This window comes from Nibrella viscosa (assembly GCF_039541875.1).
GTDB classification, from domain to species: Bacteria; Bacteroidota; Bacteroidia; order Cytophagales; family Spirosomataceae; genus Nibrella; species Nibrella viscosa.
This window is the reverse complement of sequence record NZ_BAABHB010000009.1, coordinates 20551-45374: the sequence shown is the minus strand read 5'-3', so window position 1 is coordinate 45374 and position 24824 is coordinate 20551. Positions and strand designations below refer to the sequence as shown.

At 52.9% G+C, this 24824-nt stretch carries 27 protein-coding genes; 17 read left to right on the top strand and 10 right to left on the bottom strand.

What is annotated here, in order from left to right:
* Nucleotides 1–110: 110 nt before the first annotated feature.
* From ABD931_RS19645 to bioA, 3 genes are read left to right on the top strand one after another with little or no spacing between them, the layout of a single operon-like run.
* A complete protein-coding gene (locus tag ABD931_RS19645; protein ID WP_345269605.1) occupies nucleotides 111–1289 on the top strand; it encodes an aminotransferase class I/II-fold pyridoxal phosphate-dependent enzyme in 1179 nt (392 codons plus the stop codon).
* The gene (gene bioD, locus ABD931_RS19640; RefSeq protein ID WP_345269604.1) at nucleotides 1286–1927 is read left to right on the top strand and encodes a dethiobiotin synthase; all 642 of its coding nucleotides are present in this window, start codon (nucleotides 1286–1288) and stop codon (nucleotides 1925–1927) included. The genes ABD931_RS19645 and bioD overlap by 4 nt, the downstream gene beginning before the upstream one ends.
* On the top strand, nucleotides 1884–3176 hold the full coding sequence (gene bioA / locus ABD931_RS19635; protein ID WP_345269603.1) for an adenosylmethionine--8-amino-7-oxononanoate transaminase: 1293 nt from the start codon (nucleotides 1884–1886) through the stop codon (nucleotides 3174–3176). Before bioD ends, bioA begins: the two co-directional genes overlap by 44 nt.
* Nucleotides 3177–3228: 52 nt before the next feature.
* Here the strand turns inward: bioA and ABD931_RS19630 are convergent, their stop codons facing one another.
* Nucleotides 3229–3897, bottom strand: a complete 669-nt coding sequence (locus ABD931_RS19630; RefSeq protein WP_345269602.1) for an AlbA family DNA-binding domain-containing protein — start codon at nucleotides 3895–3897, stop codon at nucleotides 3229–3231.
* A 193-nt stretch (nucleotides 3898–4090) separates the two neighbouring features.
* Here ABD931_RS19630 and ABD931_RS19625 point away from each other — a divergent pair, with 193 nt between their 5' ends.
* The gene (locus tag ABD931_RS19625) at nucleotides 4091–4564 is read left to right on the top strand and encodes a sterol desaturase family protein (RefSeq protein WP_345269601.1); all 474 of its coding nucleotides are present in this window, start codon (nucleotides 4091–4093) and stop codon (nucleotides 4562–4564) included.
* A gap of 6 nt (nucleotides 4565–4570) precedes the next feature.
* Nucleotides 4571–6250, top strand: a complete 1680-nt coding sequence (locus ABD931_RS19620; RefSeq protein WP_345269600.1) for a glycerol-3-phosphate dehydrogenase/oxidase — start codon at nucleotides 4571–4573, stop codon at nucleotides 6248–6250.
* A gap of 42 nt (nucleotides 6251–6292) precedes the next feature.
* Here the strand turns inward: ABD931_RS19620 and ABD931_RS19615 are convergent, their stop codons facing one another.
* Nucleotides 6293–6514, bottom strand: a complete 222-nt coding sequence (locus ABD931_RS19615) for a DUF2795 domain-containing protein (RefSeq protein WP_009284883.1) — start codon at nucleotides 6512–6514, stop codon at nucleotides 6293–6295.
* 269 nt (nucleotides 6515–6783) lie between these two features.
* Here ABD931_RS19615 and ABD931_RS19610 point away from each other — a divergent pair, with 269 nt between their 5' ends.
* Nucleotides 6784–7533, top strand: a complete 750-nt coding sequence (locus ABD931_RS19610; protein WP_345269599.1) for a copper homeostasis protein CutC — start codon at nucleotides 6784–6786, stop codon at nucleotides 7531–7533.
* A 31-nt stretch (nucleotides 7534–7564) separates the two neighbouring features.
* On the opposite strand, the gene ABD931_RS19605 is transcribed toward ABD931_RS19610, so the two are convergent.
* Nucleotides 7565–9160 carry a sodium/sugar symporter gene (locus ABD931_RS19605; RefSeq protein ID WP_345269598.1) on the bottom strand — a complete coding sequence of 532 codons (1596 nt, stop codon included), beginning with the start codon at nucleotides 9158–9160 and terminating at the stop codon, nucleotides 7565–7567.
* 91 nt (nucleotides 9161–9251) lie between these two features.
* Entirely contained in the window at nucleotides 9252–10091 is an 840-nt protein-coding gene (purU, locus tag ABD931_RS19600; protein ID WP_345269597.1) for a formyltetrahydrofolate deformylase, read from the bottom strand.
* A gap of 89 nt (nucleotides 10092–10180) precedes the next feature.
* Between purU and ABD931_RS19595 the strand changes: the two genes are divergently transcribed.
* The 6 genes from ABD931_RS19595 (at nucleotide 10181) to ABD931_RS19570 (ending at nucleotide 15947) form a co-directional block, all read left to right on the top strand.
* Nucleotides 10181–11149: an isoaspartyl peptidase/L-asparaginase family protein gene (locus ABD931_RS19595; protein WP_345269596.1), complete on the top strand. Its 969-nt coding sequence runs from the start codon at nucleotides 10181–10183 to the stop codon at nucleotides 11147–11149.
* Nucleotides 11150–11204: 55 nt separating this feature from the next.
* Nucleotides 11205–13019, top strand: coding sequence for a glycosyltransferase (locus ABD931_RS19590; RefSeq protein ID WP_345269595.1), 1815 nt, complete (start codon nucleotides 11205–11207; stop codon nucleotides 13017–13019).
* A gap of 151 nt (nucleotides 13020–13170) precedes the next feature.
* Nucleotides 13171–13677 carry a Panacea domain-containing protein gene (locus tag ABD931_RS19585; protein ID WP_345269593.1) on the top strand — a complete coding sequence of 169 codons (507 nt, stop codon included), beginning with the start codon at nucleotides 13171–13173 and terminating at the stop codon, nucleotides 13675–13677.
* Nucleotides 13664–14023: a hypothetical protein gene (locus tag ABD931_RS19580; RefSeq protein WP_345269592.1), complete on the top strand. Its 360-nt coding sequence runs from the start codon at nucleotides 13664–13666 to the stop codon at nucleotides 14021–14023. The genes ABD931_RS19585 and ABD931_RS19580 overlap by 14 nt, the downstream gene beginning before the upstream one ends.
* A 193-nt stretch (nucleotides 14024–14216) precedes the next feature.
* Entirely contained in the window at nucleotides 14217–15329 is a 1113-nt protein-coding gene (locus ABD931_RS19575) for a M48 family metallopeptidase (RefSeq protein ID WP_345269591.1), read from the top strand.
* Between the two features lie 33 nt (nucleotides 15330–15362).
* Nucleotides 15363–15947 (top strand): hypothetical protein, encoded by a 585-nt coding sequence (locus ABD931_RS19570; protein WP_345269590.1) that lies wholly within the window; start codon nucleotides 15363–15365, stop codon nucleotides 15945–15947.
* 101 nt (nucleotides 15948–16048) lie between these two features.
* Here the strand turns inward: ABD931_RS19570 and ABD931_RS19565 are convergent, their stop codons facing one another.
* A complete protein-coding gene (locus ABD931_RS19565; protein WP_345269589.1) occupies nucleotides 16049–16429 on the bottom strand; it encodes a MerC domain-containing protein in 381 nt (126 codons plus the stop codon).
* 209 nt (nucleotides 16430–16638) lie between these two features.
* Between ABD931_RS19565 and ABD931_RS19560 the strand changes: the two genes are divergently transcribed.
* Nucleotides 16639–17211, top strand: coding sequence for a hypothetical protein (locus ABD931_RS19560; RefSeq protein WP_345269588.1), 573 nt, complete (start codon nucleotides 16639–16641; stop codon nucleotides 17209–17211).
* Between the two features lie 59 nt (nucleotides 17212–17270).
* Here the strand turns inward: ABD931_RS19560 and ABD931_RS19555 are convergent, their stop codons facing one another.
* Nucleotides 17271–18158 carry a geranylgeranylglycerol-phosphate geranylgeranyltransferase gene (locus tag ABD931_RS19555; protein WP_345269586.1) on the bottom strand — a complete coding sequence of 296 codons (888 nt, stop codon included), beginning with the start codon at nucleotides 18156–18158 and terminating at the stop codon, nucleotides 17271–17273.
* A gap of 155 nt (nucleotides 18159–18313) precedes the next feature.
* Here ABD931_RS19555 and bshA point away from each other — a divergent pair, with 155 nt between their 5' ends.
* From bshA to ABD931_RS19535, 4 genes are all read left to right on the top strand, one after another.
* Nucleotides 18314–19468 (top strand): N-acetyl-alpha-D-glucosaminyl L-malate synthase BshA, encoded by a 1155-nt coding sequence (gene bshA, locus ABD931_RS19550; RefSeq protein ID WP_345269585.1) that lies wholly within the window; start codon nucleotides 18314–18316, stop codon nucleotides 19466–19468.
* 29 nt (nucleotides 19469–19497) lie between these two features.
* A complete protein-coding gene (locus tag ABD931_RS19545; protein WP_345269584.1) occupies nucleotides 19498–19869 on the top strand; it encodes an NAD(P)/FAD-dependent oxidoreductase in 372 nt (123 codons plus the stop codon).
* 176 nt (nucleotides 19870–20045) lie between these two features.
* On the top strand, nucleotides 20046–20696 hold the full coding sequence (locus ABD931_RS19540) for a sterol desaturase family protein (RefSeq protein WP_345269583.1): 651 nt from the start codon (nucleotides 20046–20048) through the stop codon (nucleotides 20694–20696).
* Between the two features lie 236 nt (nucleotides 20697–20932).
* A complete protein-coding gene (locus tag ABD931_RS19535) occupies nucleotides 20933–21418 on the top strand; it encodes a hypothetical protein (RefSeq protein ID WP_345269582.1) in 486 nt (161 codons plus the stop codon).
* Nucleotides 21419–21453: 35 nt separating this feature from the next.
* Here the strand turns inward: ABD931_RS19535 and ABD931_RS19530 are convergent, their stop codons facing one another.
* The 4 genes from ABD931_RS19530 to ABD931_RS19515 all read right to left on the bottom strand — a co-directional run bounded on the left by ABD931_RS19530 (nucleotide 21454) and on the right by ABD931_RS19515 (nucleotide 24824).
* Entirely contained in the window at nucleotides 21454–23103 is a 1650-nt protein-coding gene (locus ABD931_RS19530; RefSeq protein WP_345269581.1) for a hypothetical protein, read from the bottom strand.
* A 73-nt stretch (nucleotides 23104–23176) separates the two neighbouring features.
* A complete protein-coding gene (locus tag ABD931_RS19525; protein WP_345269777.1) occupies nucleotides 23177–23728 on the bottom strand; it encodes an NADH-quinone oxidoreductase subunit C in 552 nt (183 codons plus the stop codon).
* On the bottom strand, nucleotides 23728–24351 hold the full coding sequence (locus ABD931_RS19520) for an NADH-quinone oxidoreductase subunit B (RefSeq protein WP_345269580.1): 624 nt from the start codon (nucleotides 24349–24351) through the stop codon (nucleotides 23728–23730). Before ABD931_RS19520 ends, ABD931_RS19525 begins: the two co-directional genes overlap by 1 nt.
* An 8-nt stretch (nucleotides 24352–24359) precedes the next feature.
* Entirely contained in the window at nucleotides 24360–24824 is a 465-nt protein-coding gene (locus ABD931_RS19515) for an NADH-quinone oxidoreductase subunit A (RefSeq protein WP_345269579.1), read from the bottom strand.

Below are 24824 nucleotides of genomic sequence, written 5' to 3'. Positions count from 1 at the left end.
TATAGTTATGTACACAAAGGGATAGTTATCCACATTCGAATGTGGATAACTATCCCTTTGTGTTTCTCATCCGGAGCCGTGGTAGCCTAAAACCTAATATCCGTGTACCTTTGCAGCCGAATCATCTGAATACATTGGTGAAAAGGGCTATTGAAAGGCTGGAGCATAAAGTACACGCTCACCGGGCGGCCGGGTTGCTGCGTACACTTAAACAGACAGATAGTTTGCTCGACTTTTGCTCCAATGATTACCTCGGCTTTGCACGCTCTGCAAACCTGAAACGGACTATTCAGGCGGCTGATGAAGCTTTTTCAACTGCGTATACCGGGGCCACCGGTTCGCGCTTATTAGCGGGCAATACCCTGCTGGCTGAGGAGGTAGAAGTGGAGCTTGCCGCTTTTCATCAGGCCGAATCCGCCCGGATTTTCAATTCGGGGTACGATGCTAACCTGGGCTTGCTGGCCTGCATTGCCAGGCGGGAGGATACCCTGATTACCGACGAACTCATCCACGCCAGCATGATCGATGGTGCCCGGCTTAGCTACGCTGCCCGCTACCGCTTTCGCCATAACGATATTGAGGATTTGGTGCGTTTGCTGGCAAAAACGCAGGGACAGGCCTATGTAGCCGTTGAGTCGGTATACTCGATGGATGGCGATGTAGCCCCTCTGGTCGAACTGGCGGATGTATGCGACCAATACGGAGCCGCGCTGCTCGTCGACGAAGCGCACGCAACGGGTATTTACGGGCCCAATGGCGAGGGTTTGGTGGTCGCCCTGGGCCTGCAGGACCGCGTTTTGGCCCGCGTTCATACCTTTGGCAAGGCAATGGGTGTACACGGAGCTGCCATTGTCGGGCCGGCAATCCTGTCGGAATACCTCACTAACTTCGCCCGCTCTTTTATTTACACCACGGCCCTGCCTCCTCATAGCTACCTCAGTATTCGGGCTGCTTACGCGTATCTCAAGCAGCACCCACACGCGCAGCAACAACTGCACAACCGGGTTGCCTACTTCCGGCAAAAAGCTTCCGAATACCTGCCTGACGCTATCTGGACCGACAGCCGTAGCCCGATTCAATGCCTGATTGTACCCGGCAACGAGGCTGCCCGGCAGGTTGCCGAAGCCGCACAACTGGCTGGCTTTGACGTCCGGGCAATTCTGTCACCCACCGTTCCGGCCGGGCAGGAGCGCCTGCGCATCTGTATTCACACCTTTAACACGTATGAAGAAATTGACCGGTTACTGTCAGTTTTACAAACGGCATTAATCGGTATTCCCACCCTATGAAACAGCAAAAACAACACATTATTGTTGCCGGCATCAGCACTGAAATCGGCAAAACCGTAGTCTCGGCGGTGCTGGTTGAGGCTTTACAGGCTGATTACTGGAAACCGGTGCAGTCTGGCAGCCTGGAAGATTCCGACACGCGCACGGTTCAGCAACTCATCACCAATCCGGTATCGCGCTTTCACCCGGAAGCCTACCGGCTCACCCAGCCCCTGTCGCCCCACGCGGCCGCGGCCATCGACGGCGTAGTGGTTTCGCTGGACCAGATTACCTTACCCGACACCGACAACCACCTGATTATTGAACTGGCCGGTGGGCTCATGGTCCCATTGAACAACCACGACCTGAATATTGACCTGGTGCAGCGGTGGAATCTGCCCGTTGTGCTGGTGTCCCGTAACTACCTCGGGAGTATCAATCATACCCTGCTATCAGTAGAAGCCTGCCGGAACCGGCAAATTCCCGTGCTGGGCATCATCTTCAACGGACCAGCCACGCCGGCTTCTGAAGAGTTCATTCTCAACTACACAGGTCTGCCCTGCCTGGGCCGCATTGGTCAGGAGGAAACACTTACCAAAGACATCATTTCTCAGTATGCAAAACAGTTTATTGGCCTTGCAGACGCTGTCGGAGCGTGACCAGGCTGTTATCTGGCATCCATTCACGCAAATGCAGACCGCTCCGCTCCCGATATCCATCACCCGGGGTGAGGGCGCGGTGTTATACGACGAAGCCGGGAACCAGTACATCGATGCCATTTCGTCGTGGTGGGTCAACCTGCACGGCCACGCGCATCCGTATATAGCGGAGCGGGTATCCGCCCAACTCCGCACGCTGGAACACGTTATTTTTGCGGGCTTTACCCACCAGCCTGCCGTAGAACTGGCCGAGCGGCTGCTGCCCATTCTGCCCAACCATCAGGCTAAGGTTTTCTACTCCGACAACGGTTCTACGGCAGTAGAGGTGGCGCTGAAAATGGCTTTTCAGTACTGGCACAACATCGGGCAGCCGCGCACAAAGGTTATTGCGTTAGATGATGCCTACCACGGCGATACCTTCGGGGCGATGGCCGTAGGAGGCCGGAGCGCGTTCACGGCTCCGTTTACGCCTTTTCTATTTGAGGTAGACTATATACCGGCACCCGTTCCCGGCCGGGAGGAAGAGGCACTGGCAAAGCTGGAGGCACTGCTGGATGATAACGTGGCTGCCTTTATTTTTGAACCGCTGGTCCAGGGCGCGGGCGGTATGGTGATGTACCAGCCGGAAATCCTGAACAAATTGATGCAATTGGCCCGAAGCGCCGGCGCTTTACTCATCGCCGATGAGGTAATGACCGGTTTTGGCCGCACCGGCCGGTTGTTTGCTTCCCATCATCTGACTGAGCAGCCCGACCTGATGTGCCTGTCGAAAGGCCTCACCGGGGGTACAATGGCGCTGGGAGTAACCACCTGCGCACAGGCCATTTATGACGCTTTTCTGTCGGACGATAAGTTCAAGACGCTCTTTCACGGTCACTCCTTCACGGCCAATCCACTCGCCTGTACGGCCGCGCTGGCCAGCCTGGATTTGACGTTGTCGGATGAGACGCAGCGCAACATCCAGCGCATTGCCAGTCGGCATGAGCATTTTACACAGGTACTTCAGCGCTACGGCTGCGTCAGGAACATCCGTCAGCAGGGCACCATTCTGGCGTTTGATCTGGCTACCAGCGGGCAGACTTCTTATTTTAACAACATTCGGGATATAGCCTATAACTTTCTGCTGGAACGGAGCGTATTGATGCGGCCGCTGGGCAATGTACTCTATATACTGCCGCCCTATTGCATGACCGATGAGCAGCTGACATATGTCTATGCGCAAATAGAGGATTTATTGAAAACGTTATAATAAAGCAGGGCCGCTCATCATGAGCGGCCCTGCTATTTTTGCGTGTATACAATTAATATGCCGCCCGCGATGTATACCGGTCTGTCATTTCGTTCGGGTGAACCTGTAATACATTAGCCAGCACCAGTAGTACCAGCGTGCGCGACGCTATTTTGCGGGAAATACCAGCAACAGAAGCAAACAGGTCTACCGTAATGCTGTCGTGTTCGCCCAAATGCTGCATCAGTTTTTGCTCCTTTTCACCATAGCTGAACCGGATGTTGCGCGACGCTTTTTCGCCCTTCAGAATTTCCCGCACTTCCTTACTGGCCTGAATGGACTTATCATCGACCCGCACGTAGGCTTTTTTCAATTCCTGATTCGTAGGGTCGGGGATAACGTAGTGCGGGCGGTTTTCGCTGCGGGGCACATAAATCACCAGCACATCGCGGTCGCAGGCCAGTGTAACCCGGTCGATGGAGTAATCAATAGCCGGGTAGCAGTACTTCTCAATCGCCCGCGTCAGCAGATACTCGTCTTCGTCGGCGTATTTAAGGCCCTGAATCGTCTTATCGTCACCAATGCCGATCAGGAGTGTACCACCGTCTGTATTAGCGAAAGCGACCACCTCCCGTATAATGCGTTCGGGATGATTGGATTTCAATTTAAATTCGAGGTTGCTGCCCTCGCCCTGGCGTACCAGGTCCTTGAGCGCCCTATAGTCCATGTTTGACCTACCCACAGCTTGAGTATTGATCACGTTTAAATATACGGGTCTCCGGGTAATAAACAAACGTGGGATGAATCTATTTCTTTAACAAATTGTAAAATGTTATCTTTCGTACCCAAACCCGCTAACCTTTCTTTTGTCCAATCTGTTACTACACAGATAATATGTAGAAACAACTACCGTTTGTTACCTATATAACACAAAAATGCTGCTAAACGTTGCCCTGGTTATTGGTACATTTCTTTTCATGGAAGGGGTGGCCTGGTTTACCCACAAATACATTATGCACGGTTTTATGTGGCGCTGGCACCATTCGCACCATAATCACCACAAAGGTTTTCTGGAGGTAAATGACCTCTTTAGTGTATTGTTCAGTTTCGTGGCGGCCGGCTTGGTAATCGCCGGGATAGAAATTCCGTCGTTTTGGTTCCTGACCTGGATCGGCATCGGCGTTACGCTGTACGGCCTCTGTTACTTCATCTTTCACGATATAATTGTTCACCGGCGCATCAAAATCAAGTTTACCGCCCGTAATCCCTATTTGCAGCGGATTATCCGGGCGCACTATGTCCACCACCGGGTTCACGCCCGCGACGGGGCCGAAGCGTTCGGCTTTTTATACGCATCCAAAAAATACAACCGGGCCGACAAACGGACTCCGGCCGACCAATCCTCCTGATAGGTTATGAATCGTACGACCAGTCTGCACCGGTTACGTTCCGAAGACTTTGATATTTGCATAATTGGCGGAGGAGCAACCGGTGCCGGCTGTGCGCTCGATGCAGCTACGCGGGGGTTCCGTACTGCCCTTATTGAGCAGGACGATTTTGGGGCTGCTACCTCCGGCACCTCTACCAAGCTGGTGCATGGAGGGGTACGCTATCTGGAGCAGGCTTTCAAGAACTTCGACCACCGGCAACTGTCGCTCGTCCGGAAGGCACTACATGAGCGGAAAACCCTCTTGCAGATTGCCCCTCACCTGGTGCATCCGCTGGCATTGCTTACGCCCTGCTTTGATCTCTTCGAAGGGCTGTATTATACAATAGGGCTGAAACTGTATGATCTGTTGGCGGGAAGCCGAAGGCTGAGCCCCAGCCGGTGGCTGTCTAAAGAAGAAACGCTGAAGCGCTTTCCGGCCTTTGACCGGCAGCGGCTTCATAGCGCTGTCTTGTATTATGACGGGCAGTTTGATGATGTCCGATTGAATCTGGCCCTGGTACAGACGGCTGCTGCCCACGGGGCCGTCGTAGGCAACCACCTGCGGGCCGAACGGTTTGAGGTTGATGCCCAGGGACGGCTAAAATCCGTTGCGGTAAAAGACCGGCTGACGGGGGAAACGTTTGTCATTCGGGCGAAGGTGTTTGTCAACGCAACGGGTACCAATGCCGACACCCTTCGTAAGGCGGCACAGACAAGGCTGCGCCCCCGAATGCAGGCCAGCAAAGGAGCTCATGTGGTGTTGCCGGCCAATGCCATGCCACCGGCCGAAGCCGCCCTGCTGGTGCCGAAAACCAAAGATGGCCGGGTGCTGTTTGCCATTCCCTGGCGCAATCACTGGCTGATTGGGACCACCGATACGCCGGCCGACCCGCACGAAACGCCCTACCTTCAGCCCGACGAAGCCGAGTATCTGCTGGAGCATGTCAATAAGTTTTTGAAAGAACCGGTCTCTGCGGAGCAGGTAACAGGCGGCTTTGCCGGTCTGCGCCCGCTACTCCAGCCCGACCAGAACCCCGACCTGCCTAAAACCGAAACCCGCAATGTTATACGAGACCATGAGGTTGAAGTAGACCCGCAGTCGAAGCTGGTAAGTATCATGGGAGGCAAATGGACGACCTACCGGCTGATGGCTGAGGAAACGATTGATACCTGCGGGGCGATTCTCGGACAGTCGTTGCCCTGCCGGTCCGAAACGACCAGTCTGACCGGCAGCGAGGGATTTACCGAAGCATTTCGGGTTGCTTTTCGCCGAAACCATCCGGCTTTGTCGGCTGAGGTTGCCACCCATTTAATCAATACCTATGGGGTAAAGGCCGAAGTCATAGCTGTACTGTGCGCTGATGAGCCGGAACTGGCTGAGCCATTAACTGCTAGGCATCCGTTCATAGGTGCCGAGGTGGTATATGCCGTACGGGAAGAAATGGCCCAGACGCTTGCTGATATTCTCCTGCGCCGGATCCGGCTCGGCCTGGTCGACTGGCTGGCTACGCTGGAGGTCTTACCGGGCGTGGCAAGCCTGATGGCTCGCGAGCTGGGCTGGACTTCGGCGGAGAAACAGCAGGAGGAAGGGCGCTTCAAAGCTTATATGGAAGCGGTAATTGGGCAGGCTGGCCTATCGGCACCAACGGCCATAAATAAAGCGTAGCCCAGGGGCCACGCTTCTGCTTATACACTACAATTTTGTTGGTTAGTACTCGTCTTCGTTGAAGAAAAAATCATCTTTGGTTGGGTAATCGGGCCAGATTTCTTCAATGCTTTCATACGGCTGGCCATCATCTTCCAGCTCCTGTAGGTTTTCAACTACTTCGAGCGGAGCGCCTGACCGAATGGAATAATCAATTAATTCATCTTTAGTAGCTGGCCAGGGGGCGTCTTCCAGGTACGATGCAAGTTCAAGTGTCCAGTACATATTTTTTGCTGTTTTTTATAACTAATTCAGTATTTGAGGGTGCAAAAGTAAAAAAAATTGAATCTCCAAAGCTTTCTGCCGGTAATCTTTTAAACTGATGCAGGCTGAAAGTTAATGCCATTAACCAAACGGCTGTTCATTTGTTTGACTTGCTAATAATAGATTTATTTTTCGAACGACAAAAGCAGCACTGTCCAATTTATTTTTCATATATAGCTGCGGCCGCTCTGTAAATACCGGGTAGCCGGTATGGCTTCTCTCCTTTCTATATGCTTGTTGAAATCTGTACGTATTCCCTGGAATCCTGCCTGACGGCCCAGCGGGCGGGGGCCCACCGCGTCGAACTCTGTAGCAGCGTGAGCGAAGGCGGCCTTACACCAAGTGCGGGCCTGATTCAGCAGGCCCGCCGGCACCTGCACATTAGCCTGTATGTTATGGTACGCCCCCGTGGGGGGGATTTCCTGTATTCCGAAACGGAAATGGCCGTGATGCAGGCCGATATCGCGCTAAGTAAAACACTGGGTGCCGATGGCATTGTGCTGGGACTGCTCCGGGCCGACGGTACGGTTGACGAAGACCGCACCCGGCAGCTGGTTGAGTTAGCCAGCCCGCTGCCTGTCACCTTTCATCGGGCTTTTGATATGACACCTGACCCGCTGGAGGCACTGGAGGCCGTTATCCGCACCGGAGCTACTACCCTCTTAACTTCGGGTCAGCAACCATCGGTTGAGCTGGGCATAGAGCTATTGGGTCAGTTGGCAGATCGGGCAAACGACCGGATTGCTATCATGGCTGGAGCCGGCGTAAGTCGGAGCAATGCACCGCAGTTGGCCAGGGCCGGGGTACAGGCTATTCATTTAAGCGGAAAAATTAGCCAGGCCAGTCCAATGCTATTTCGCCGGGCTGGCTTGAGTATGGCGTCGGCTACGCTGGGTGAGTACGAGCGCATTGAGTCGGATGAGACGATAATCCGGGCGGTGATAGACTCGGTAAAACAACAAAGCCTTACCGACCGGTAAGGCTTTGCCGGGTTGTGCCGGAGTAAGCAAATTACCAAAAGTACGCGTACAGGAATGTCAGCACGACCACAATAACGCCCGCCCCAAAGGCGAAGCTGCGCGTGGTACGGAACATAGAGGCATCTATATTCAGTCCTTTGGCACTAGGCTGGGCCAGACTTACGGCTACCATTAGCCCTATGCAAATCAGGAACACAATTCCCATCCGGTCGAGGAACGGAATGCCGGGTGCGACGAAGTGTAGGGTTACGGCCAGCAGAAAACCCCCGACAATGGCAATCAGGGCCGCTGTTGAGTTTGTCTTCTTCCAGAAGAAACCCATGACAAATGCGGCAAAAACGCCCGGCGAAACCAGGCCTGTCATTTCCTGAATAAACTGAAAACCGCCTTTCTTATCGATGCCCAGATACGGTGAGATAACGATTGCAATAACCATGGCAACTACGACCGCAATCCGGCCAATTCGGACCTGATGCCGCTCACTAGCCTCGGGGACAATAAACTTTTTGTAGATGTCGAGCGTGAAGATGGTAGAAATACTATTGGCTTTACCCGCCAGTGAGGCAACTACCGCAGCCGTGAGTGCAGCAAACGAGAGACCTTTCAGCCCCGTGGGCAGCAGGTTTAGCAGAACTGGATACGCATTATCCTGGTTTAGCTCACCACCGGTCATCATCTCCTGCTGAAACAGACCCTGCTGGTATAGGGTGTAGGCGGCAATACCGGGCAGAATCACAATAATCGGCATCAGCAGTTTTAAGAAAGCTGCAAAGAGAATTCCTTCCCGGGCGGTTTTCAGATCGGCACCCAGCGCCCGTTGGGTAATGTATTGGTTGCAACCCCAGTAATTCAGGTTTACAATCCACATACCACCGATCAGGACCGATAAACCAGGTAAGGACATATAATAGGGTTGATCCTTCGTGAAAATCATGTCGAAATGATCGGGTACGTTCTCCAGCATCAACCCAAACCCATTTGTTACGCCGGCTGTACCAAATTTGTTGGATACCAGATCCAGCGCCAGGTAGGTAGTGGCTAATCCGCCAAGTATCAGAAAGAAGACCTGAATGACATCGGTATAGCCGATAACCTTCATCCCACCAATGGTAATGATGATTGCAAACACAGCCAGCCCAATCATACAAAAGGTGAAATTTAAACCGGACACGGTGCTGATGGCCAGCGCACCCAGGTACAGAATAGATGTCAAGTTGACCACGATGTACAGAAACAGCCAGAATACAGCCATAATGGTACTCACGGTATTGTTATACCGCTTGGTCAGAAACTGAGGCATCGTGAAGATATGGTTCTTCAGATAGATAGGCATAAAAAAGACACCGACCACAATCAGCGTCGCGGCTGCCATCCACTCATAAGTCGCAATGGCCAGGCCCATCGAAAACCCGTTTCCGGAAGCACCGATGAACTGCTCGGCTGAAATGTTCGATGCAATAAGTGACGCCCCGATAGCCCACCACGTAAGGGAGCCCTCGGCCAGAAAGAAATCAGTTGAGGACGCTTCCTTGGCTTTCTTCCGATGATAAATCCAGTAACCATAAACGGCTACAATAATGAAGTAAACAAAAAAAACAGTGTAGTCGAGGGTTTGAAGTTTTTGCATGATAGCTGCAACGGAGGTAAACGGAGGGTTAACTGAACTGAAATATACTATTTTCTGGTTAATTGGTGCCTAAATTATCGCATAGGCCAAACTACAGCACAACAGACCGGTTTTCGTGGATAAAAACACGGTCGTTGAAGACGAGTTTCAAGGCCTGCGACAGCACGATTTTTTCAACGTCTTTCCCTTCCGTTGCCATATCGGCGGCTGTGTGGCGGTGGTCTACCTCCTTTACGTTTTGTGCAATAATGGGTCCTTCGTCGAGGTCGTTGTTCACAAAGTGGGCCGTGGCACCGATGATTTTTACGCCCCGCTCATAGGCCTGCCGGTAGGGGCTGGCCCCGATAAACGCCGGCAGAAAGGAGTGATGGATGTTGATAATCCGGTTGGGATAGTGCTGCACAAAGCCGGCCGTTAGCACGCGCATGTATTTGGCCAGCACCAGGTATTCGGGGTCGTAAATGCGCAGGGTGCGCAAAATGGCTTCTTCGTGTTCTTCGCGGCTCCGGTGTTCGTGGGAGATGTAATGAAACGGGATACCGAACTTGCTCACCAGCGGTTGTAGCACATTGTAATTGCTGATAACGGCCAGGATGTCGGCGTCCAGTTCATTAAAAGCGTAACGGATCAGGAGTTCGGCAAGGCAGTGATGTTCTTTGGTTACAAACACTACAATATTCTTTTTTTTCTTCGGGTTGATACGGAACGTAATGCCCGGCGGCAGGGTCGTTTGCAGTTCGTTCAGCAGGACATCGGTATTAAAATTACCTTCAAATTCGGTCCGCATAAAGAACTGCCGGGAGGGACTTACGTATTCGTTGTTGCGAATGATATTGAGCCCGTGGCGAAACAGGACTCCGGTTACGTGGTAAATTAGGCCCTTGTTATCGGGTCCGTCCATCAGCAAAATATGTTTACTCGTATCAGCCATTACTCGCGAGCGTCGGATGCAATAAATCGGGTAAAAGTAGTAAAAGCAATTGGTTATTTTCTTTTCTTTAAGCCGTAACCCACAGAACTATGCTCAATCGCCGACGCTTCATCTCGTTAAGTGCGCTGGCTGGCTGGATACCCTCTGCTCTTCAGTCGGCACCTACATCTAATGAAAATCCTGAATCGGCTCCCGGCTACCCGCTTGTTATCTCTACCTGGCGGCAACTTAAAGCCAATGAAGCGGCCATTGCGGTGCTGAAAAAAGGAGGCTCCGCCTTAGACGCTGTAGAAGCAGGTGTTCGTATTCCGGAAGCTGACACCAATGATACCAGCGTTGGTTACGGCGGCTTACCTGACCGCGACGGCCGCGTGACGCTCGATGCCTGTATCATGGATGAGAAGGGCAATGCCGGGTCGGTCACCTTCCTGGAGCATATTATGCACCCAATCTCGGTAGCGAGGGCGGTGATGGAGAAGACCCCGCATGTAATGCTCAGTGGGGAGGGGGCCTTGCAGTTTGCCCTGGCACAGGGATTCAAAAAAGAAAACCTTTTAACTCCTCACGCCCAGAAAAAGTGGCAGGAGTGGCTGAAAACGGCGCAGTATAAACCCATTATCAATATCGAGCGGCACGATACCATTGGTATGCTGGCGATTGACAGTAGGGGTAACCTCTCCGGAGCCTGTACCACCAGCGGACTGGCCTTTAAAATGCACGGCCGGGTCGGCGACTCGCCCATTATCGGAGCCGGTTTGTTCGTCGATAACGAAATCGGGGCGGCCGTGGCAACGGGGCTGGGCGAAGCCGTGATGAAAACCTGCGGGGCCTTTCTGGTGGTAGAGCTGATGCGGCAGGGACGTACACCCCAGGAGGCCTGTCTGGAAGCAGCCCGGCGTATCACCGGCAAACAGAACTATAAAGATTTTCAGGTTGGGTATCTGGCCATCAACAAAAAAGGCGAGCATGGCGCGTATAGTATCCAACCTGATTTTAATTATACCTTGTACCAAAACGAGCGCAACCGAGTAATAGAATCAGCTTCTTTTGTAAAGTAGCCTTTGTATCTTAGCGCTGATTACGTCTGGTTACGTTCAAAACAGCCCCATAATTTTGGAATCAGTATTCTCTACATCGAAGCGTAAATTATTGCTTGAGTTAGCCTGGGAGGTTTGCAATCAGGTCGGCGGCATCTATACGGTTATCCGTTCAAAAGTACCGGCTATGGTTGAAAAATGGGGCGATGACTACATTTGTCTTGGTCCTTATTTCCCTCAGCGGGCGGCCGCCGAATATGAACCCATTACCGAACCGGATGAGACGGAGATTGGCCAGACTGTCAGAAAAATGCGGCAGATGGGCTACGCCGTCGAGTACGGCTACTGGCTGATAACCGGCCGGCCCAGGATTGTGCTGTTCCATTTGGAGAGCGTTACCCCGCAGCTCAACCAGATCAAGCATGATCTCTGGGAGCGGCACCAACTCTCAACGCTGGGGGTCGAAGACCTCGTCAACCAGGTGATTGCTTTTGGTGAAGCGGCTCGCGTATTTATTAAGCTACTGGCCGATGACCACGCCCGCCGGGTCGATCTGGTAGCGCATTTTCACGAATGGATGGCCAGTACCGGGTTGCCCGACCTGCGCCGGGAGAATGTAAAAGTTGCGACGGTTTTCACCACCCACGCCACTATGCTGGGGCGCTACCTGGCTCAGAACGAAGAAGGATTTTATGGCAAGCTGCCGTTCTTCGACTGGCTGCGCGAAGCCCGGCATTACAATATCGAAACGCAGGCAACCATTGAACGACTGGCTGCCCAGCAGGCGCATGTGTTTACGACCGTCAGCGATGTGACGGCCCGTGAATGTGAGGTGTTCCTGGGCCGAAACCCCGACCTGGTATTACCCAATGGCCTGAACATCATGCGGTTCACGGCCGTGCATGAGTTTCAAAACCTGCACGTTAAATACAAGGCCAAAATTCACGAGTTTGTGATGGGGCACTTCTTCCAGACCTATTCATTCGATCTGGAGAAAACACTTTACTTCTTTACCTCCGGCCGGTTTGAGTTTAGCAATAAAGGATACGACCTGACGCTCGAGGCCCTGGCTCGGTTGAACTGGCGGATGCGCGAAGCTAATATGGATACCACCGTGGTGATGTTTATGGTGACCAAACAGCCGTACCACTCCATCAACCCCGAGGTGCTTCATTCCCGTGCCCTGCTGGAAGAAATTCAGGAAACCTGCGAGGCTATTGAGCAGCAGGTAGGCGAACGACTGTTTCAGGCCGCAGCGTCCAATTCAGACATTACCATGCCGGACCTGAACAGTTTTGTGGACGAGTACTGGCGGCTCCGGCTCCGGCGGACCATTCAAAGCTGGAAGACCAAACAACTGCCCCGCTTTGTGACGCACGACCTGGTGCAGGAAGATGCCATGACCCACTTTATCCGGCAGGCTAAACTGGTGAACAATGAGTTTGACCGGGTGAAGATTGTGTACCACCCCGATTTTATCGCGTCTACCAATCCGCTGTTCGGTCTCGATTACGGTCAGTTTGTGCGGGGCTGCCACCTGGGCGTTTTCCCGAGCTACTACGAGCCCTGGGGCTATACACCCCTGGAGTGCGTCGTGCGCGGAATTCCAACCGTCACCAGCGATCAGTCCGGCTTCGGCGATTTTATCATGCAAATTATGCGGGATTACGAAAACCGGGGTATCTACGTGGTCAATCGCCGGACCCAGTCGTTCAACGAAGCCGCCGACCAGCTCGCTAATATCCTCTTCCGATTCGTGCGGATGTCGCAGCGCGACCGTATTGCCCAGCGAAACCGGGTAGAGAGCATTGCCGAGGTGTTTGACTGGACCAACCTCCGCTCATACTACGATACCGCCCACGATCTGGCGCTGAAACGACGAAAGCCGTAACCGAAAGCCCCTGAAAAAATGTGCCGGAAGCTGATTTCCGGCATTTTTAGTTTCGGGCGCCTGCGCCGGCGGAGTCTATGGTTTTGGAACAGAGATAATTGTATCTTTGATTATTGATTTTTCAGTAAACAACACGACCAGAAGGTCACTCATGACTATGTACCCGGCTCTGGTTATCGCCAGTCAGTTTATTAACAAAGGCATTGCCCAAGGAAAGCCCGTGACCCCGATGAAGTTGCAGAAACTCATCTACTTTGCGCACGGGCTGCACCTGGCCCGCTACGAAAAGCCCCTCATCAAAGAGCAGGTGGAAGCCTGGACCTACGGACCCGTTATCCGTGATATTTACTACCGATTTAAAAACTGGGGGAACAACCCCATTACTAGAGCAGTAAAAATGGGTTTCTGGGAAGACGATAGTTTTGTAGACGAGGGCGATGTCATCGACAGACAGGCGCAGAACACCATTAATATGGCCTGGGACATTACCAAAGATTTTAACGCCATCCAACTCTCCAACTGGACGCATACCGAAGGCTCGCCCTGGTACCAGGCCGTTAGCCGTACCGAAAGCGGAATTGCCGAGTATGAGCCAATAGATAACAACCTCATCAAAGACTATTTCACCGAAATCATCAGAACCCATGTCGGAGAGTGAGGAGAAAGCCAAAGAAGTATTTAAGCGACTCATCGAATCCTCCTCCGCCGACCCCCGCAGCAGCAGCCTTTCGCAGGGTGAGTTTAACCAGTACGATCAGGAAGAGCGGAAAGCCCGGCTGGATAGTTTTGTGCAGGATATTCGCGAGCGCAAGAAATTTGCGCAGTGGATTTTCTGGATGGTTGTGGGTTGGCTGGTGGTGATTCTGGGCATTATCATTGCCGAAGGGATCGGCTGGCTCAACATACCCGAAGCGGTTACCATTGCGCTCATCGGCTCTACAACGGTCAATGTGACCGCCTTTTTTGTGATTGTGACGAAGTACCTCTTTCCCGGAAAATCATAGCCGGTTCGGCAGTTCCCAGGCCGGTAACTGCCGGTGTCGGTTTCAATCGCCAGTGTGGCATGGCCGATCTTTAGGTGTTGTAGTTGATGGCGTATTTCTCCCGTCAATCCCGTTGACGACTCTCCATGACACCGTGCGTAGTTGGTTACCAATTATAACGTAAATTTCGGTCGCAATGATTAGTCACTGACGAATGTCTGTACAGGCTACCTTTTTTGATGGAACGTTACCGGAGGCACACCCGGCGGAGATTTACCTGGATGATGAGGTAATCCGGATTACATATGCCAGTGCCGACGGGTTTCCGCACACGGATACGTGGTTGGTTAAGAAAACGCGCCTTGCCGACTGGCATCCCGCCGGCAAGACGCGGTTGCAATACGGATCTTTCCCGCACCAGTACCTCGATTTTGCTACCGCCGACTACCAGGCAGCGGTACTGCCTCGCTACGCCGGGCGCCCGCTAACCCAGGTGAGTAAACGCCTGTGGGTGCAGGAGCGGGGATTTCTAACCGTTTTACTAATTACAGCGTTGCTGATTGCGCTGGCATGGGGACTGTATGTCTATGGCTTACCGGCACTGGCCGACCGGGCTGTCGAACTGATACCACCGGCGCAGGAACAGAAATTGGGCGAGGTGCTGTATAAGCAGGTGATCAGTGAGGAGCGCCTGCCAGTTGACCCGGCCCGGACACAGTGGGTTAATGCATACTGGCAGGCGGTAGGGCTGCCCACCCGTTTTCCGGGCCAAATAACCGTTGTAAAGCACAACGAGATCAATGCCTTTGCCATTCCCGGCGGGCATATCGTTGTGTACGATAGCCTGCTGAACCGGATGAGCCGCCATGAGCAACTGGCTGCTTTGCTGGCCCATGAAACAGCGCATATCGAATACCGCCACTCGCTCCAGCAACTCACCCGGTCGGTAGCTTCGTATGCCGTACTATCCTTGCTGTTCGGCGATGTAACCGGCCTGATGGCAGTGCTGATCGACAATGCCCATTCGCTGACGTCTCTATCATTCTCCCGCGACAAAGAAGACCAGGCCGATGCTTTTGCGGTGGAGGCCCTGGCCCGGCAGGGTATTGATCCGCAGGGCGTGGTCTGGATGCTGCATGTGTTACCTAAAGAGGGCAAGTTGGGGCCCTCCGCTTTGTCGACCCACCCCGAAACAACTGAGCGCCTAGCCGCAGCCACAAAACGGATACAACACGTGAGGATAATGGCCGCAGGAGCCGGTCAGCAACGCCGTTTGGCTGAACTGTGGCAGCAAATTGCCGGCCAAACTAACAAAGCCCATCACTAGCGGGCGTATACGATGGCGTTTTTACAAAAAACTATGCTGGTCTGGCTACTGCTGAGCATTGCACCAACGCTACAGGCTCAGCGGCTGGGAGAGGGGTGGGGGTATCTGATTCCGCTTCCGGCTCAGCGGGCAACGGTCGGTTTATACCAGGCGAAAATTACAACCCTTACCGGAAATCGTATCGTAGGTATATTGTATGACGCAAACGAGTCGCAACTCCTCGTTACCAGGGATAACCCTAACAAAGAAAAAGCTATCCGGGTGAGCGTTATTGACCTGAAAGCTGTCAGGCGGGTTAGTCTGTACCCGCAAACCGGCTGGTTTGCCGGTCCGCTGGAAGGGGCGGTCATTGGGGGGGTCGGCGTTGGCTACCTGACGTATCAATCATTGCAAAAGTCGCCCCCCCGGAGTCCGGCCGTGTTTGGGCTACATCTGGCGTTGGGTATAAGTGGTGGGGCCAGTTTAGGGGCACTTATAGGCTCTTACATTCAGGCACTAACGGCTCGGCCGATCCTGCGCCTGAGGGTTCAGAACGGGAGGCCTGATGAACAGGTCGGACAACTCAGGCCGTACTCCTACCGGTATCAGGTCGGTGTCATGGAGCGCATACCAGAGTAGTTAGCGAATTTCTACCGGGCGTATAGTACCAGACTGGCTGCAAGGCTAAGGGTTAGCGCCAGGGATCTGCTGGTCAAATCATAGATCCGAAGCGTAGGCGGCTAGTGAGCGTGAGCCGTGCGGCTGTACCGGATGTTGTACAGGTGCGAGAAAACCAGACCAGCCGAGGCTGCGTAAGCCACATACTCAAAAACCGGATTGACTTCTTCCAGCAGCAGCGACACCGCAAACAGCCCCAGGAAGAACCACAGACTAGCTTTGATCAGGGCCGACGTATTATGCCGCGTTGCGTGATAAACAGCAGCTATGTTGATGCCGATAAACAGATAATCCAGGCTCAGATACCCAACCCGAACCGTCTCGTTCGCTACCAGCGCAGAGGTCATCAGCAGGATGGGTGTGGTCAGGCAATGCAGTATACATAATACCGAACCGGTTATACCAACAACATCGGCTTTTCTGGAAAAATTAGTAAGCTTCATACCCCTACTGGTTTCGGTACCGGCGATGAGCAGCCTCATCGGATAACCTTAGTACATCAATCAGATTTCGCTTGCAAAGATAAATCACTGCTTTAGACACAAACCAATATTTTTGCAATAATGTTGCATATTTTTTGCAACATCGTTGCAGATAGATAATTTTGCGGCTGGTATGTATCCAGTACTGTTCAATATTAACCTGTAAGCGAATGAGAACACGAACAAAAGCATGGGTTGGTCTGCTGTTAATCGGCGGTTTCGGCTTATTTCTCACCAGTTGTGATAAAGCGAAAGATCCGGAGCCGGCCGACGAAAATGAACTTATTACAACCGTTAGTCTGACATTTACTGAACAGGGAGGGGGCAGCCCGCAAACATTCACCTTTCGCGATCCGGATGGCGACGGCGGTCAGGCTCCTACCCGGTTCGATAACATCAGCCTGAAAGCCAATACCACCTACACACTCACCATTGCCCTGCTGGATGAAAGTAAGTCGCCGGCCAAAAACCTAACGACCGAAGTTCAGGAAAAGAGAGACGAACACTTATTTGTATACACGGCTACTCCGGCAACCCTGCTAACGTATACCTACGGTGATCGGGATAGCCGAAACTTTCCGGTTGGCCTTACCGGTACCGCCCGGACGGGTGCCGTCGGAACCGGTAAGCTGAACGTGCGGCTGCGGCACCAGCCTCCCGTTAATGGCGTTGCCGTCAAGAACGGTACGGTTGCCCCCGGCAGTGACGATGTCAACATTAATTTTAACCTGACGGTGAACTAACGGGGTAGCATATAGCACGGAGCATAGGTACTTTACACAGACTCTATGCTCCGTGTCTTTTATATCACCCACACCATGCTGACTACGCCCATCAGCATAATGAGTTTGCACAGGCTGCTGAGGTAATTAAAATCGCGTTTGGTGTCGGCCCGGACCAGGCGGAATACCAGCCAGCCGATGGGGATAAGCAGAATCATAAAAATCCACGCCAGCCGGAGGTTATCGAGTGAGTTGGCGATGAGAAACAGCGTAGCAATAAACAACGCAATGATCCCGTACAGCAGGTACTTGGTCCGGCGGATGCCCCAGACAATAGGCAGGGTTCGGCAGCCGAAGCGGGCATCCCCTTTTACGTCCTCCATGTCTTTGATGATCTCCCGTACCAGCGAAATACAAAACGAAAAGGCCGCATAAATGAGCAGTAAATCGGTATTACGACGGTAGTATACAGCCAGAATGATCAGCGAGAGCGCTGTCAGAAAAGAAACAATCAGGTTGCCTACAAATGGCTGTCGTTTGAAATAGACGGAATAAAACCACAGCAGCGTAACCGACAGCACATCAACGGCAAAGACCCAGCGGCTCAGGTACAGGCCAATCAGACAGCCAATTACATTGAGTACCTGGTGAGCACCCATAGCCACCCGGCGTTTCAGATAGCGGCCAATAATTACCCGCTCCGGCTTGTTGACAATGTCTATTTTGATGTCAAAATAATCGTTAATAACGTAACCGGCAGCCGCGATGCAAACCGTCGACAGCGACAGCAGAAACAAGGCTGGGTCAAGTAGGAGCTGAGGCCATTGCGTGGCCGGTGAGCCGGCTTCGGGACCCACCAGACATACCCGCGCCAGGTACTGCGTACCCACCACGATCAGCAGGTTCTGTACCCGGATGAGCCGTAAAAATCCCAGAAAAAAGGCTGATAGAGGAAGTTTTCGTACCATAGCTGCCAGTGCCGGAATGGTTGTTCCAAAGATACAAGATTTTCGGGCGGAGGGCCATTTTTCCGGCGTAACAAATACTTTACGGTCCACCGGGAGAACTTTCATGTATTTTTTTGTTATGAATTCAGCCGCTCCTGCTAAAGCGGCTCGTATCTATGAGAATTGGCATTGTTTGCTACCCAACTTTTGGGGGGAGTGGTGTGGTTGCTACCGAGTTAGGAAAGGCACTATCTAAAAATGGCCACCAGATTCATTTCATTACCTACCAGCAGCCGCCCCGGCTCGATTTTTTCAACGAAAATGTCTTTTACCACGAAGTAAATATACCGTCTTATCCTTTGTTTCAGTATCCGCCGTATGAGTCGGCACTGGCCAGCGAAATGGTGAATGTGGTGCTGAATGAAAATGTCGATCTGCTGCATGTACACTACGCCATTCCGCACGCGTCGGCGGCTTATATGGCCAAAATGATTCTGCGCGCGCAGGGCCGCACGGTGCCGGTAGTTACTACCCTGCATGGTACAGATATTACGCTGGTGGGTAAAGATGCCTCGTATGAGCCGGTGGTGACGTTCAGCATCAACGAGTCAGATGGCGTTACGGCGGTTTCAGAAGACCTTCGGCGCGACACCTACCGGCATTTTGCCATTAAGCGGGATATTGAGGTGATTCCTAATTTCATTGACCTGTCCCGGTTCCAGCGGCAGCAGAAAGAGCATTTCAAAAAAGCAATCTGCCCCAACGGCGAGAAGCTGATTGTGCATACCTCCAACTTCCGGCGGGTCAAACGTATCGACGATGCCGTTATGACTTTTTATAAGATTCAACAGCATATGCCGGCCAAGATGCTGCTGGTGGGTGACGGTCCCGAGCGGGCACGCATTGAGAAGCTTTGCCGTGATCTGGGCATTTACGAAGACGTGCGGTTTCTGGGTAAGCTCGATGCGGTAGAAGAAGTCTTGTCGGTGGCAGATCTGTTTCTGATGCCGTCTGAAAACGAGAGCTTTGGTCTGGCCGGTCTGGAGGCACTCGCCTGCGAGGTGCCTCTGATTACGTCTGACGCGGGCGGCCTGCCGGAACTGAACGTTCATGGGGTAACGGGTTTCCTGAGTCCCGTTGGCGATGTGAACGATATGGTTAAAAACGCCCTCTTTGTGCTGGATGACGAGCATCTGCCGGCTTTCAAAAAGAATGCCCTGGAGCGGGCCAAAGAATTTGAATTGTCGAAAATACTGCCGCTCTACGAAAACTATTACGAGCGGGTTGTGCAAGAGACAAACGCCAAAGCACAGGACGCGTTGGTATCCTGAACATATATGCCATTGACGATGTAGCCCTGATGCCTGAAGACGCCTGGCCGAACGGGCATCCCCAAACGGCCCAACCCGCCATTCAGCAGGGCAAGCATCTGGCTGAGAACCTCATCAGGCTGGTGAAAGGAGAGCCGCTGGAAACCTTTCGCTTCCGCGATTTGGGCACGATGGCTACTGTGGATCGGGGGCTGGCCGTGGTCGATTTGCCTAAGGCTAAGTTTCAGGGGTATTTTGCCTGGCTGACCTGGTTGTTTGTGCAACTGGTTAACATTATCGGTGTAAAGAATCGTTTGCTGATTCTGATAAACCGGATGTGGGGATACTTCAGCTACGATCAGTCTTTGCGGCTGATAATTAAGCCCAAGTTGCCATTGGCAAATCTGGAAGCGGCCCGGTAGAAAATAGAAGACCAGCTGGTAGCCGGTAAAACGTAACAAGTTGGTTCATCCACAGGTTTATATCCATTTGAACTGTAGTTCATTTGTATGTTTCATATACTAATCGCCGGCTGTAAACATCTGAATGTATTTTAAAATCCACTATTTTCGCACCAATCACCGAACGATTCAACAGTATGCAAGGAGAAGCTGAAAAAGTGAAGTCGGCCCAGGGCAAGCCTGGTCATGCAAAGCCGAAGAATAGCGGTACCCGCCCGTTGTTTGACAATCCGGTTCTGGAGGCACTTTCCCGTACGCACATTGCGGTACCTATATCCATGTGGATGGTATCGGCCGTGGTGCTGATGTGGTATGCATTTACGTATACCGAGCTGTCGCCTTATATCATTACCGCCTTATTTGTTACGGGGCTGTTTGTTTTTAGCCTGTTTGAGTACGTGCTCCATCGCTACCTGTATCACCTGAATCCAACTACTCCCCGACGGGCTAAGATTCAGTACACGTTTCATGGCGTTCACCATGAGTACCCCAAAGACAAAAGCCGGCTGGCATTACCGCCTGCGTTGGGAGTGATCATCTGGGTGGTGTTTTTCGCGCTTTTTACCACGCTGATGGGCGAAGCTGCCTACGCTTTTTATCCGGGTTTTCTGGTAGGATATTCCGGGTATCTGCTTGTGCACTATATAGTTCATGCCTACGCGCCCCCCAAGAATTTCTTTAAATGGCTATGGATTAACCACAGTGTACACCATTACAAAGACCACCACCGGAACTATGGCGTATCGTCGCCAATCTGGGACTATGTCTTTGGTACGTATATGAAGTAGCAGCCGGCCATTGCCGTTCCTGTAGCCGCCGGTGCGGATACCTCTCGGGGGGTGTCTGCGCCGGCGGCTTTTTTTCGATTGACCTATCTATTTTGCCAGTTCATAGACTGTTTCCGGCACTCGGGGGGCTCCCTGGTTGAGAAGAGCCGGATTGTGAGCCAGTTTTGAGGTAACAAATGGCGGTCGGCAGAAATGCCGTTTCGCTTTTATTCACAAACAACCACAACAAATACACGATGAAACGCTTTCCGTACCTGCTAACCTGGTTCCTCGGCCTGGGTTTTCTCTTCGGCATGCCCGCTTTCAGAACCACTACGGTGGCCCCTTCTTTTGTTAGCAAAGCCTGGAAAATTCAATCGATAAAACTCGATAATCCCGTTGATTTTAATGGGGATGGCCGGCCTGATACCGAGCTTGCTTCCTTTCTGGACGCCTGCACCAGAGACGATGCCCTGATTTTTGAAGCCAATAGTAACCTGATTACCGACAAAGGTACGCTCCACTGCCGGGAGGATGAACCCGCCAAAGAACTGACGGGCCACTGGATTTATGATTTAGATACCCACGTAATCAGCGTGGTTGACCTCAAGCGTATCGACGATACCGTTCAGTGGAAGGTGCTGGAGAGCACGTCTGATACGTTGATCATCCGGTTCGATGTACTGCCCGTCGACGGTCGTACGGCGCTGAAAGCCACCATGACGCTGAAAGCGGCCCGCTAACGCACATTTTTCTGTTTGCCCGTATATAATACCAGCTATAGCAGCTTTTTTAACTGGGGCACCAGTTTGTCAAATTCCTGGGGCGCAATGGCGCTGCGTTTTTGCAACTTTCCGGCCCGGTCAAACACCGAGATATAACTGTTGCCGAGCTGTGAAATACCTTCGTTCCACTGTTCGGCTGATAGGTAGAGGTGGTCGCCTTTCAGGTTGTTTTTAACTATGTATTCCTGCCATACAGTGGGGTCGACATCGGGGGCGGCAATGTATAGCAGCGCCAGTTCTCGCGGGCTAAACGCATCTCGCAGGCGCTGGGCGGCCAGGGCGGTTTGCCGGCTTTCTTCCGCCATAGGTGACCACACCAGCGCATACACGATCCGGCCGGCATTGTTCTTTAGCAGTGTGCCCAGAAGCTGGGAGCCCGAGGCAGTCCGGTTACGGGTAGCAAAAATACCCGAAGCAATCTCGTTCAGACCGCTCAGGGAATCGCCGGTAGCGAGCCGGCCGGCGGCTTCCTGCATCAGCAGGCTATCTTTGGTCTCCCGGTTATACACATCGGTCAGTGAGGTGCCGATATAAGGGTCTTTGATCTGGGAACGAATATGCCGGTAAAGTAACTGGGCGTTGGTCAGGGGCAGGGTAGGTAAGGCACTTACTAGTGTGTAGCCCCGCAGGTAATCGAGCGAGGGCGTATCATAGCGGGTTTGTCCCTGGCCAAGCAGAACTTCATAATTGATCAGACGCTGAAACAGATCGGCATTTTGCTCCATCAGTCCTTTTACAAACCGCAGATCCGACTGCCTGATGACCCCGGCCGCCTGAATGGCCCGTAGCCGCTGCCGATCCGTTTCCGACAGATTCTTTCCGTAGCGTTCAACCATGTCAACCAGCGTCGGTACGGGTAAACTACGGTTGGTTTGACCCGCCGAAAGCAGCGACATACCCTGAACAGTATACTGGCTGAAGCGTTCCATAGCCGTAGCGCGGGCAACGGTCAGCAGCCGGTCGTCGGCCGGACGGAGGGTATCGTTCAGCGCAGCCGGTAAGTCGGTGCCTTCGGCCATGGCCTGCTCGTATTGAAACCGGGCTGCATCGTAGCGGGCAATTGCGGTAATCCAGCGGCTCAGCAGCGGTAAAACGGTCTGACTGGCTGCAAAGGCCCGAAATGTTTCGGTAAACGTATCAACCAGGTAACGGTATGCACTGGCCGCCGTCCGGCCAGTTGTCTGACGCGCTAATCGTTCACCATCGGGCTTCTTCCGGTTTTTGGCTTCATAGGCCCGGTAGCGGGCATATTGCTGATTCACCTGGGCGTTTACGCCCCCAAAGCGAAACGGCGCTTCCGCTACATACAATGAGTCGGCATTTAAGTCGATGCTCAGCGTACCGGGTGCCGCCAGAAAACCGGTGGTGATGTTGCTAAAGTTAAAACTTAACTCTTCCAGGGGGTAAATCAGGGGTACTTTGACCTGAAAACGGCCTTCGGCATCTAACGGAGCCGGATGGGCTATTTCCTGACTGGCCTGAAGAATGTTGGTCCGGGTAATCAGCACCTGGGGCGACCGGCGGTATAGCTGCGGAGTCAGATTGCGGATGCGGCCGGTTACCGTCACCGAATCCGTCTGGGCCAGGAGAGCCGGTGAAAGCAACAGGAGCGTGTTTAGCAAAGCGCAGCGAAGAAGGCGCATGGGTGTATCGGATTAAAAGATACCGGCGAATATAGAGACTAAACCTAAACTTCGCTGCTTTGGTTGGTTTTTGCTACTTCGGCAGTTCGTGGCCGACGCCCGGCGGATCGAGTGGTTGCTGGGTGCGGATGCCGTGGTAACGCTCCGGGTCTTTGTAATCCCGGCGGAGGGGGTGGCCTTCCCAGTCGGTGGGCATCAGAATGCGCCGGAGGTCGGGGTGGCCGGTAAACCGGATACCTATCAGGTCAAAAGCCTCGCGCTCGTGCCAGTCGGCCGTGCGCCAGATGTGGCTGACACTCGGTATGGTTGGCAGTGGCTCCTCGTCCGTATTACGCTCCACCACAACCTTTATCATCAGGTTATGGCCGTAGGGAATAGAGGTGAGGTTATACACAACTTCCATGGTGCCGACCGGCGCTCCGGCGGCTGCCGGACCATTGTCAATGGCGGAAATACAGGCTAAGAGGTCGAAGAACAGCCGTTCATCCTGCTTCAAAAACCGGCAGATATCGGCAATATGTTCGGCTGATACCACCAGGTAGGGCTGGGGATTTTGGGTATTGGCCGACAGCACAGAACCCGAAAATTGCTTGTCCAGTAGCGTCCTTATATCATCAAAAGTCATCATTCACCAAATGGAGTCGCATTCGGGTTACTACGCGTATCTACGATGGCGGTTTGCATGTCAGCGGCTTCAGAACTGGAGTGGAACTCCGGACTGGAAGCATCCGAATCCTTCTGCGCTTCCAGCAGAGCCTTACCTGTCAGGGGCTTCTCCCGCCGGATTTTCTCCTGAAGCTTGATAAAGCCATCAATCAGGGCTTCCGGACGGGGTGGGCAACCCGGAACGTATACGTCTACCGGTATGATTTTATCAACGCCCTTTACCACATGATAACCGTGCTGCCAGTAAGGACCACCGCAGTTGGCACAGGAGCCCATTGAGATTACGTAACGCGGCTCGGGCATTTGTTCGTACAGCCGCCGGATGCGATCGGCCATCTTGTAGGTTACCGTTCCGGAGACAATCATGATGTCGGACTGCCGGGGTGAGGGTCGCGGAAAAATACCGAACCGCTCGAGGTCGTAATTGGCTGCAAACGTCTGCATCATCTCAATGGCGCAGCAGGCCAGCCCGAAGCTCATCGGCCAGAGCGACGACTCCCGCGACCAGTTCAGCAACTCCTCTGAACTGAGCAGCATAAAGCCCGCATCACCGGTTTTCTGTTGATTTGTCGGGGAATTCATCTTTGCTGTTATCTATATTTCTCATTCACCCGGTCATACAAACTCGTTGGTACAGGCGTCTGGATCTCCGGAATTTTAGGTTGGGGTCTTACCCAGTCGAGATACCCTTTGGCCCAGGCGTATGCCAGCCCAAGCGTCAGCAGCAGCACAAACAGAACGGCTTCTGTCAGGGCAAACCAGCCCCATAGGCCGTTGGTTTCGTTGATAAGTGTAGCCTGCCCAAACACGGTTGCCCACGGAAACAGAAACACCAGCTCTACCTCGAACAGCACAAAAATAATGGCGATCACGTAGAACCGGATGTTGAACTGCACACTTGCGTTACCCACCGGCTCTTCGCCCGATTCGTAGGTGCTTAGCTTCTCCATGTTTGGTCGGTTAGGCCTAAGGAGCCGGCTGACAAACATAATCAGCACAAAAAAAATCAGCGCAGCAATAATGAACAGCAGAATAACGCCGAAGTCGGAGAGCAT